Origin of the sequence: Sulfurimonas sp., assembly GCF_023229025.1 — a bacterium.
Lineage (GTDB): Bacteria > Campylobacterota > Campylobacteria > Campylobacterales > Sulfurimonadaceae > Sulfurimonas.
In genome coordinates, this window is record NZ_JALOAA010000055.1 from 1 (window position 1) to 9,630 (window position 9,630).

The following is a 9,630-nucleotide window of genomic DNA, read 5'->3' on the forward strand; positions in this document are numbered from 1 at the left end:
TAGCATCCGGGTATAAAAGTTTTATCTTTGACGCAATAGTAGCAATTTCATCAGGATTTGCAACTTTAGCAACTATATCAGTCGCTTTTGCTTTATCTATGTCAAAAATCTCTCTTACGCTCTCTTTGCTCATAACTATCACATCATTTGACTCAAGCTCTGTATCACCTTTAAAAACACCGCCAATATCTAACCTCTTTAGAGTTCCGTTTGGTTTTATGAAATTGAAGTACTCTTTATAGTAACTCTTGTGCATAACTCTTTTTACGCCCTCGCCCACTATCATGGAGGATTTGCTAAAATCAAGAAGCTCTGCAACGCGGCTTAATGACTCTTTATAGTGCAATTCATATTCATCAATCCCAACAAGAGCAAAGTTTACTCCTGCATTTTCAAAGTAGTAATATCCCCAGACCCTCGGTACTGCACTCTCTACACCCGTTATTTGTAAAATTTCATCTACGACATTTATATCTGTCTCTATGAGTCGTCCAGCTTTAATCTTTTGAATAGTTATCTCAGGAAGTGAATCTACGGTAGAATTAAGCTCATGCTTAATGGAGTTTGTTATAAAAAAGAGCGAACTTAGCAAAAAAACTAAAATGCTAAAGATAAAGAAGATAAAAATAGTTTTATACTTCTGGCGAAGCAGAGAGTTTATAGCATACTCGATTATATAGAGATTTAATCTACTTCTCATTTTCTCTCTTATTTTTTACTATATCTGGGCTACTAAAGACATATGTTGAGGCAAAATACTCTCTTAGAGCTCCATCATCTTTATATATAGAGAAAAAATCACTCAAACTTCTATGCCTGATATATGAAGCCTCTGTCGATATTGACAAATCCGGGAGCTGTACAATTTTTACAAATTCGTTTTTGTTATTTTGCTTAACTAAATCAGCACTCTTTGTCAGATAAAGGTAACTAACTTCTACAATAAAGAGAGTAACTATACCAAATAGAGAGTAGAAAAACAGCTCACTTTTTCTATTCATCTAGTTTCTCTATCTCCGATTTTGTTATCTCATCAAACTTTAGTATTTTCTTACCCTTGTGGTCCATGTAAAAAGTTTTTGCTTCACTCTCTTTTAAAAACGGTATAAGTTCGTCTCCCATAGGTCCATACACATCGCTACCCACTACAAAATAAGCCTTCTTAGCATCAATGGCTTTTTGTGAATAGTAATCACTCACCAGCATCTTTGAGACCCCATCTTTATGCAAAAAGTAGTACTTCATCATATCTTTTACGCCATCAAAAGAGTAGTGAGTCTCTTTGTAAAATATCTGCGCTGCCCATTTTGGATACTTATAGACAAACATCCCGCAAATTGGACACTTCTCATCTTTGGCAACTACTATTATTTCACCTTTGTGTTTACTATCTTCAAATCTTTTTACTTCCCATAGGTATAGACTAAGCGCTTGAAGTTCTACCTCCCTTAACTCCCCGCAAAAGCTTTCATCTCTTAGAGCCGCTTTTAGTTCATTTATCTCAAAGTAATTGTTTATATCTATCTCTTTTTTACAATTTTTTTCAAATATCTTTTTACCCATAGGGTAAACTTGCTTATCTTTTTTGTTCTGCACCATTGCTACATCAGAGTCAAGCGACTCATTTGCTATCTTTAGCGCACTCTCAAACGACACTATATCTCCTCCGTTTTGCATACTAAAATCTTCTGCTGCTTCCTTAGACTCAAAAGCAAGCTTGCTTACCTTTGTCATCGTACCTCTGACATCAGAGCCGACAACATAGTGAGCGCTTTTTGCGTCTATTAGTTTATTAGTTGGGAAATCAACAACTTTGACATCCTTGAGGTCTATTTTATACTCCTGCATATCTACAGCTAAACATCTAATGGAGCAGTATTGTCTATCTACATGATTGTGAATTTTTGAAGCGTGAGAAGTTTTGTAGTGTGCCTCAATACTCATGCCACATACCGGACACCACTCTTTTTGTGAACCGCTCTGAAGCAACTGAGGTTTTAAGGTCTCCTGCTTTTCAAAGGTAGCCGCATTAACGGTGGATAGAAGTAGAGAGAGCATAAGAAGCAGTTTTAAAAACATATCAATTCCTTAGGTAATAATTTTTCCTATTTTATCCTAAAGTGAATGATTAATTTATAAAAGAGCTATTTTAGTGATTTTTTTAACAATGGAGGTTATTCTAGTCTATAGAAGCGCGAATCGTATCCCCCGATATGAAACGCTCCTAAAAGAGTATAAGTTGTTTCTAATTTTCATAAAAAGAACTTCTATTAGCAGCCCAAAAGACTACCAAATAATGTCAACCCGTTAACTATAAATTTTATTAATACACTTTTCGTGTTAACTTCCCCCAAAAGTAGTATTAGTCAAAATGATAATACATTTGTCGCTCAACAATCTTGATTAAAATCAAGTTGTAAAAGAAAAAATTATAATAGTGCTTGAATGAAACAGAGAAAAGAGTATTTTATTTAGCGTTTTATGAGAGTCTAAGAAGCATCAATCTTCTAATAAAAAGTATAAGTAGAGCCGTTGCTAAAATTTTAAAATCCAACTCACTTGCCAGATGAATATTTTTAAAAGTATCACTCTGTGTCGCCTCTACGCCTAGTATCTGCATTGATAATATTTTTGGCGAATATACTGCACTAAACATAAGTGCTGAGAATACAACCGTAACAGAGCTTCCAAAGATTATTGCATCTCTTTGCCCATTTTTATACATCAAGAGCTCATATATAGCAACAAAAAAAGCTAAAAAGTAGAGCCAGTAGCTAAAACGGCGAAAAATTTCACCCATAATTATTCCGGCATTGTAGTTATCTAGCAGTATGGAGTATAAAATCTTATCTGTGTTAAAAACAATTGGAGCCACTATAGTTCCTAAGACCAAAACTGCTCCAAATGAAGCAGCTAAAAGAGTAAAGTACGTAAAATCAATATAGATATTTCTTTTCAAAAATTATAGCCTTAGTGTAAAACCTCTCTCAAAACTACTATAGTCTTTATAAAACTCAAGCTTTGAAAAGGTTTTATCCTTTAAATAAGTTAGTATTTTATCTTTTTGGTCATAACCCATCTCACACGAAAATGAGTTAATATTTCTTCTTAAGGCTTCATCAAGAAGTTTTTTTATCATCTCATCCCCTACAGCTCCGCCAAAAAGAGCATTTTGAGGCTCATAAGAGAGATTTGATTCAAGCTGTGCATCATCTGCAATGTATGGAGGATTTGAGACTAAATAGTCTATCGGCTCATCTATCGGCTCTAAAAGTGAACCGAGCCTAAGCTCGATTCTATCCTCTACTTTAAACTTTTGTATATTTTTCTTTGCAATCTCTAATGCCGCTTCTGAAATATCAACAGCTATAATCTTTGCGTTTGGCAGAAATTTTGCAAGCATTATCGAGATAATGCCGCTTCCAACACCTACCTCGGCAACTGTCATAGAGCTACTTTTATCATCTATCCTCTTAAGCACTTCGTCTATAAGAAGTTCAGTTTCAGGACGTGGAATAAGCGCACCTTTGGATATGAAAAACTCTTGGCTGTAAAAACTAACTTTGCCGGTAATATACTCCAACGGCTCATTTTTAGCTCTTCTTTGTACTAACTCAAGGAGTTTGTCAACATCTTTTACAAGCTCTTGCTGGTTTGTCAAAATCCAAAGCTCATCTACACCCAAATGGTGCATCAAAAGAAGCTGAGCCTCCCTTGGGGCTCTTGGTATATGTGGATTTAGCGTTGAGGCAATGTGTTTTAAGATATCTCTTACTATATATCTGCTTGACATGCAGCTCCCATGGCGCTGTTGTCAATATCTTCAACATCAACTCCAAGCTCTTTTAATCTCTCTAAAACAGGCGGGTGCGTATAGTGAAAAAAGATATATAACGGGTGTGAGAGTGGAAAACTTCTATTTTCAGTTACAAGCTTTTTTAGAGCATTTGCAAGCTCTATCTCTCCGCCTACTCCTCCAAGCTCACTTCCCGTCTTATCTGCCGCGTACTCATTATATCTGCTTACAATCCCCATAATAGGCATCATTAAAAACCCCAATACCGGCATGAAAAGAAGTAGCAAAATAATTATTGAGTAGGGAGAATTTGAGATTCCAAGCTCCATGTAGAGTGAATCCGGCAGGTTTCCAAAAACTCCAAACATACCAAAGAGCATGACCCCAACAAGAGCGATATTTTTATATATATCTCCATGAGCAAAATGTCCAAGCTCATGCCCTAAAACAGCCAAAAGCTCTCTTGTTGAAAGTTTCTCGATAAGCGTATCAAAGAGTACGACTCTTTTTGATTTGCCGATTCCGCCAAAATATGCGTTTAGCCTTGAGTCTCTCTTACTTGCATCACTTACAAAAACACCGGCACTGACAAACCCTGTTCTATCCATTAAATCCTTTATCTGTGCATCAAGCTCCTCATTTTTAAGAGGGGTCAGCTTATCAAAGAACAAGGCTCTAAATGTAGGATAGAGCATATTGATGAGAACAACAACTGCAAAAATAAATAGAAAACTCCACAGCCACCAGAGAGTAAAACTAGATATTATCACATAAATGCCCCAGACAACCAAAGAACCAAAGATGATGGTAGTTATAAAAGAGATAAGGGTATCTTTTATCCATTGCGCCATAGTTGATTTGTTAAAGCCGAATTTCTCATCCAAAACGAACTTTTCATAGTATGAAAACGGCAGAGATATAACTGAGTTTATAACCAAAAAGCCCAAAACGATTGCAATATTTAAAAAGGCTTCATTTTGCCCACCTTGAGCAAGAAAAGAGCTGTTTTGTTCTAAAAATTTAATTCCAAAACCTATCCAGAAGATAAAAACAATATAATCTACAAACATACTAGCTATGTTCATTCTCTCTTTGGCAATGCTGTAGTTTGCAGCTTTTATAAAATCATTCTCTGTTAGTAAAACTGCTTTGCCTCTCTTTGCCATATTTACATAACCTATCTGCATAACGCTTGTATATATAGAGACAAGAACAAAAAGTGTATAGATTCCTACTATTGTCATTAACATGTAACTACCTTAATTTTTTGAAATTTTAACATTAATGCTCCTGCATAAAGCTTTAATAGATTTTTTGATACAATCTTTTAGATCTTAATCAAAGAGGAATTTATGAAAACTTTTATAAACGGCCTTAGCCTTATACTTCCTACAGCACTTGTTTTATACCTACTTGTTTGGGTTTTAAAAACAACGGAGAATTTCTTTGGTGAGCTGATTTTGTTTATTATCCCTAAAGAGTACTATATAACCGGTTTGGGGTTTATAGCGGGGATTATCATAGTATTTTCCGTCGGTCTGCTTTTAAAACTTTGGATTATACAAAAATTAAGAGATTTTTTTGAAGCACTTATTGACAAAATGCCTCTTATCAACACTCTTTACGGTGCGGTAAAAGATTTTTTCAATTTTTTCTCAAACTTAAAAAACAGAGAGGACAATGTGGTTGTTCTTGTCTCTCTTCCTGCACTTGAATCAAAAATAATCGGTTTTATTACTGCAAAAGATTTGCAAAGGTTTGATTTTCTAGATATGCAAGAGCCTGTTGTTGTCTATTTTCAGATGAGCTATCAAGTAGGCGGGTACTCGCTTTTTATCCCTAAGAAAAACATAACTCCAATTGATATGAAAACAGAAGAGGCTTTGGGTTTTATAATGACTGCGGGAATTTCAAGCAGCAAAAAAAATGATAAAAAAGAGGTGGCAGATGAGCAAGCTTAAAGATAAAAAAGTGGGTTTGGCTCTAGGCGGCGGAGCGGTTTTAGGTGCCGTTCATGTCGGGGTGCTAAAAGCGCTTGAAGAGAAAAACATCAAGGTTGAAGCCATCTGCGGCACAAGTGCGGGTGCTATTGTCGCGGCTCTTTATGCTTTTGGAAAAACACCACAGGAGATAGAGAAGATAGTCGTTGAATTTGAGTGGAAAAAGCTAACCTCTCTTACACTCTCAAAATATGGAGTACTCTCTAATGGAGTAGGCGATATTATAAAAAACAACATAGGTGACAAAAAATTTAATGAGTCAAATATCCCCCTTGGAATGATGGCAACGGATATAACCACCGGAGAGAAGGTTATTTTAGAGGAGGGAAGTGTCTCTGATGCCGTAACTGCTAGCAGTTGTATACCGGGAATTTTTGTCCCTGTTGAGATTGGAGATAGATTTTTAGTTGATGGCGGAATTGTTGAAAATGTCCCGTTAAGTTGTCTAAAAAATAAAAATGTTGATTTTTTAATCGGTGTGGACCTCGTTCCCGAACGCTCTTATAAGAAGCCGGAGAATGTTATAGAAGTTTTATATAACAGTTTTAATTTTTTAGTCAAAATAAACAAAGAGTCTCAAACAAAAGAGGCGGACCTTACTATAAAGCCTGACCTCTCTGATTATAATGCCATTGATATGTCACAAATAAAAGATTTGATTAAACTTGGATACCAAGAGACAAAAAAAATAATAAAAAGCTTATAAATAAACTGCTTATATGCTACAATTTAGGTAAGACCAAATAAGGAGTGTCTATCATGAAAAGCTTAATTGGATTTATAAAATTATCAGTTGTTGCAGTGAGTCTGCTTTTAGTTGTTCCTGTTGTTGCATCAGCGCAAAACATTGGACGGGATATACCCACTTTTGAGAGCTTTGACTTAAACGGTGATGGTATGATTACAAGTAGCGAAATGAAAGAAGCCAGAGAGATAAGAATGAAAAAGCGTCAAGAAGAGGGCAGAATACAAAGAAATGCCAAAAACCACTATGAGTTTTCAAGAATTGACGCAAACGAAGATGGCGTAATCAGTAGAAAAGAGTTTGAAGATCATCAAACTAGAATAAAAAGATAAAACAGTCGGCATGCTTCTTTTTAGCATGCCAACCCTCTATAAAGCAGAACAACTCCCCTACTACCAACTCCTTGTTATTGTTAAGAAATTGTCAAGAGAACCAACATAAATAATTAACACTATCCTTTTATACTTCTGACATATACAAATAAAGGAAGAAAAAATGAAACTCATATTTACCCTGTTTCTCTTTTTAAATATCTCTTCTGCTTCGGTTGTAGATGAGTATTTAAACACTCTCGCAAAAGAGGCAAAAATTGAAAATCCAAGTTTTAGTGGATTTGATTTAAAAAGAGGCGAGGAGATTTTTACCTCAAAACATATTGGGAAAAAAGGCAAAGAGGTCTCATGCGTATCTTGTCATGGAGACGATTTAAGCAAAGCTAGTAAGAATTACTTTACTGCAAAAGAGATTGAACCGCTCTCTCCTAAAGCAAACCCAAAAAGGTTTAGTGAAGTCAAAACTATCGAGAAATGGTTAAGAAGAAACTTCAATGATGTCTATAACCGTGAGGGAACAACCCAAGAAAAAGGCGATGTAGTAACATATATCATCAACAAATAAGGAGTCAAAGATGAAGTCATTAATTTTATTAGCAGCACTAGCGAGTGTAGTTTTAGCAGTAAGTTACGATAAAAAAGGTGTTGCTGTGGCAACGGATAAGCTATATGTAAAAGAGTGCGGCTCGTGCCACTTTGCATATCAACCCGGTCTTCTTCCATCAAACGCTTGGCAGAAGATGATGTCAAATCTCGAAAATCACTTCGGCTCTGATGCCTCTTTGGCAAAAGAGGATTTTGATTCTATCAGTGAGTATTTAAATAAAAACAGTGCTGAGAAGTTTATGAACTATAAAAGAAGTGCTAGAGTTGTAAATAGCCTAAGAGAGGGAGAAATTCCGGACTCTATATCAAAGACCCCATATATGATTGAAAAGCACAAAGATATAAGAGAGAATCTTATAACACAAGAAGAGGTAAAAGGGATATTTAACTGCACCGCATGTCATACCACAGCGCAAAAAGGTATATATAGCGAGAGAGATATCATGATTCCGAATTATGGAAGATGGGAAGATTAAGGAGATACTACAATGAAGTCTTATATATGGTCACTTCCTACTAGAGTCTTTCACTGGCTCTTTGTAGTGCTAATTTTACTTGCTTTTTTAACGGATGATGATAAGCTACTAAATTATCATGCGATTATCGGTTATGGAATTTTAACTCTTTTGGTTTTTAGATTTTTTTGGGGCTATCTTGGTCCGAAATACTCTAGATTTAAAGATTTTCCAATGGCTCTTAGAGATATAAAAGAGTTTATATCAAATATTTTTAGCTCTAAACAGAGATATATAGGACATAACCCTATTGCATCTTATGTAATGATTGGCATATTTATAGTAGTTTTTCTTACTATAATCACAGGTATATTAACATTTGGTATTCAAGAAGGCAAAGGGTTGCTCTCATCGTTAAATAGCGGCTTTTTTAAAGAGATGGAACTCTTTGAAGATATACATGAGTTTTTATCTAGCATTTTAATTGCCCTGATAGTTCTGCATCTGCTGGGTATCTTAAGCGATAGAGTCCTTCATGCAAAACATGATACGCTAAACTCTATATTTAGCGGTTACAAGGTGACAAAAGAGGATGAGAGTATTAAGCTAACTATTTTTCAAAAACTTTTAGCTACGCTATTTCTGGCTATATTTATTGCTTTTTTGCTCTTTAACCTCATAACCCCTTCCAACCCACTGATTGCTTCAAGTCACAAGAGCGTGGATTATAAAAAACAAAATGAGCTTTTTGTTAAAGAGTGTGCCTCATGCCACACACTCTATCCACCGCATACGCTGCCAAAAAGGTCTTGGATAGCTTTAATGAGTGATTTAGAGAACCATTTTGAAGATGATGCTTCCTTGGATGAAGAAGATAACAAAAACATTTTAGATTTTTTACTAAAAAATAGTGCTGAGACCTCAACGCAAGAGGTAAGTGTTAAGATTTTGAATTCGATAAAAAATAAAGATATAATAGCAATAACCCACACAGATTTCTTCAAAACTAGGCATAAAGATATTTCAAAAGAAGTTTTTGCACATGCTGATGTAAAAAGCAGAGCAAACTGCAAAGCGTGTCATAGTGATATAGAAAAAGGATTGATTGAAGATGATAAAATTAAAAATATTCGTGCTTTTATGTAGTCTGTTTCTCCCCTTTTCACTTTTGGCAGATGATTATGAACATAAGCAAAATAAAAACCATATCTATAAAAACCTAGACTATCTAAACCTCAGCAAAGATCAATATAAAAAGATAAAAGAGATATTGATAGATTATAGAAAAGAGTATGAAAAATTTTATAAGAAAAAAGCCAAAAGAGAAAAAGAGCTTCAAGAGCTTATAAGAGAAGAGGAGTTTGACAAAGAGAAGTATGAAAACATTGCACAAGATATACACCAAGAGGCTCTTGAGTTAGAGATTGACACTCTAGAAGAGATTCACTCTATATTATCAGCCTCACAGCGGAAAAAATTTTCATACTATTTGTGGGAGTGGAGAGTTGAATAGAAGAGTTTTGCTTATAGAAGATGACCTGCAGATGCAAAGTTTGATAGCGGAGTACTTAAAGAAGTACAACTTTACTTGCAATGCCTTTGCACACCCGCTTGATGCAATAGAGGAGCTTAAGAAGAGCAGCTCTTACGCTATTGTTATTTTAGATTTAATGCTTCCCGATATTGACGGCTTTGA

Annotated in this window: 13 protein-coding genes and 1 pseudogene; 8 read left to right on the forward strand and 6 right to left on the reverse strand. The window is 35.2% G+C overall.

What is annotated here, in order from left to right; genetic code table 11:
* The 6 genes and pseudogenes from M0Q20_RS10225 to M0Q20_RS10250 all read right to left on the reverse strand — a co-directional run.
* A pseudogene (locus tag M0Q20_RS10225) lies at positions 1-700 on the reverse strand (ABC transporter permease); the annotation flags it as partial.
* Entirely contained in the window at positions 690-1,001 is a 312-nt protein-coding gene (locus tag M0Q20_RS10230) for a hypothetical protein (protein ID WP_295061525.1), read from the reverse strand. The pseudogene M0Q20_RS10225 and the gene M0Q20_RS10230, both read right to left, overlap by 11 nt.
* Positions 994-2,079 carry a nitrous oxide reductase accessory protein NosL gene (locus tag M0Q20_RS10235; RefSeq protein WP_295061528.1) on the reverse strand — a complete coding sequence of 362 codons (1,086 nt, stop codon included), beginning with the start codon at positions 2,077-2,079 and terminating at the stop codon, positions 994-996. Before M0Q20_RS10235 ends, M0Q20_RS10230 begins: the two co-directional genes overlap by 8 nt.
* 400 nt (positions 2,080-2,479) lie before the next feature.
* A complete protein-coding gene (locus tag M0Q20_RS10240; protein WP_295061530.1) occupies positions 2,480-2,959 on the reverse strand; it encodes a DUF4149 domain-containing protein in 480 nt (159 codons plus the stop codon).
* Positions 2,960-2,962: 3 nt separating this feature from the next.
* Positions 2,963-3,793 carry a peptide chain release factor N(5)-glutamine methyltransferase gene (gene prmC / locus M0Q20_RS10245; RefSeq protein ID WP_295061533.1) on the reverse strand — a complete coding sequence of 277 codons (831 nt, stop codon included), beginning with the start codon at positions 3,791-3,793 and terminating at the stop codon, positions 2,963-2,965.
* Positions 3,775-5,046, reverse strand: a complete 1,272-nt coding sequence (locus M0Q20_RS10250) for a M48 family metallopeptidase (protein ID WP_295061538.1) — start codon at positions 5,044-5,046, stop codon at positions 3,775-3,777. Before M0Q20_RS10250 ends, prmC begins: the two co-directional genes overlap by 19 nt.
* 102 nt (positions 5,047-5,148) lie before the next feature.
* Between M0Q20_RS10250 and M0Q20_RS10255 the strand changes: the two genes are divergently transcribed.
* From M0Q20_RS10255 to M0Q20_RS10290, 8 genes are all read left to right on the forward strand, one after another.
* Positions 5,149-5,757, forward strand: a complete 609-nt coding sequence (locus M0Q20_RS10255; RefSeq protein ID WP_295061540.1) for a DUF502 domain-containing protein — start codon at positions 5,149-5,151, stop codon at positions 5,755-5,757.
* Positions 5,744-6,502, forward strand: coding sequence for a patatin-like phospholipase family protein (locus M0Q20_RS10260; protein ID WP_295061543.1), 759 nt, complete (start codon positions 5,744-5,746; stop codon positions 6,500-6,502). The genes M0Q20_RS10255 and M0Q20_RS10260 overlap by 14 nt, the downstream gene beginning before the upstream one ends.
* A 53-nt stretch (positions 6,503-6,555) precedes the next feature.
* Positions 6,556-6,873, forward strand: coding sequence for an EF-hand domain-containing protein (locus tag M0Q20_RS10265; protein ID WP_295061546.1), 318 nt, complete (start codon positions 6,556-6,558; stop codon positions 6,871-6,873).
* A 163-nt stretch (positions 6,874-7,036) separates the two neighbouring features.
* Complete coding sequence (locus M0Q20_RS10270; protein WP_295061549.1) at positions 7,037-7,438, forward strand: DUF1924 domain-containing protein; 402 nt, start codon at positions 7,037-7,039, stop codon at positions 7,436-7,438.
* 10 nt (positions 7,439-7,448) lie between these two features.
* The gene (locus M0Q20_RS10275; protein ID WP_295061552.1) at positions 7,449-7,955 is read left to right on the forward strand and encodes a diheme cytochrome c; all 507 of its coding nucleotides are present in this window, start codon (positions 7,449-7,451) and stop codon (positions 7,953-7,955) included.
* A 12-nt stretch (positions 7,956-7,967) separates the two neighbouring features.
* A complete protein-coding gene (locus tag M0Q20_RS10280) occupies positions 7,968-9,080 on the forward strand; it encodes a cytochrome b/b6 domain-containing protein (protein ID WP_295061555.1) in 1,113 nt (370 codons plus the stop codon).
* The gene (locus M0Q20_RS10285; protein ID WP_295061558.1) at positions 9,046-9,447 is read left to right on the forward strand and encodes a Spy/CpxP family protein refolding chaperone; all 402 of its coding nucleotides are present in this window, start codon (positions 9,046-9,048) and stop codon (positions 9,445-9,447) included. The genes M0Q20_RS10280 and M0Q20_RS10285 overlap by 35 nt, the downstream gene beginning before the upstream one ends.
* A partial coding sequence (locus M0Q20_RS10290) for a response regulator (protein WP_295061561.1) occupies positions 9,440-9,630 on the forward strand: 191 nt, incomplete at its 3' end. The genes M0Q20_RS10285 and M0Q20_RS10290, both read left to right, overlap by 8 nt.

Excerpts from the sequence above, each read along its gene's own strand:
- M0Q20_RS10265 (WP_295061546.1), top strand. The coding sequence starts at position 6,556 with ATGAAAAGCTTAATTGGATTTATAAAATTATCAGTTGTTGCAGTGAGT.
- prmC (WP_295061533.1), bottom strand. The coding sequence starts at position 3,793 with ATGTCAAGCAGATATATAGTAAGAGATATCTTAAAACACATTGCCTCA.
- M0Q20_RS10275 (WP_295061552.1), top strand. The coding sequence starts at position 7,449 with ATGAAGTCATTAATTTTATTAGCAGCACTAGCGAGTGTAGTTTTAGCA.
- M0Q20_RS10235 (WP_295061528.1), bottom strand. The coding sequence starts at position 2,079 with ATGTTTTTAAAACTGCTTCTTATGCTCTCTCTACTTCTATCCACCGTT.
- M0Q20_RS10260 (WP_295061543.1), top strand. The coding sequence starts at position 5,744 with ATGAGCAAGCTTAAAGATAAAAAAGTGGGTTTGGCTCTAGGCGGCGGA.
- M0Q20_RS10230 (WP_295061525.1), bottom strand. The coding sequence starts at position 1,001 with ATGAATAGAAAAAGTGAGCTGTTTTTCTACTCTCTATTTGGTATAGTT.
- M0Q20_RS10270 (WP_295061549.1), top strand. The coding sequence starts at position 7,037 with ATGAAACTCATATTTACCCTGTTTCTCTTTTTAAATATCTCTTCTGCT.
- M0Q20_RS10285 (WP_295061558.1), top strand. The coding sequence starts at position 9,046 with ATGATAAAATTAAAAATATTCGTGCTTTTATGTAGTCTGTTTCTCCCC.
- M0Q20_RS10250 (WP_295061538.1), bottom strand. The coding sequence starts at position 5,046 with ATGTTAATGACAATAGTAGGAATCTATACACTTTTTGTTCTTGTCTCT.
- M0Q20_RS10255 (WP_295061540.1), top strand. The coding sequence starts at position 5,149 with ATGAAAACTTTTATAAACGGCCTTAGCCTTATACTTCCTACAGCACTT.
- M0Q20_RS10280 (WP_295061555.1), top strand. The coding sequence starts at position 7,968 with ATGAAGTCTTATATATGGTCACTTCCTACTAGAGTCTTTCACTGGCTC.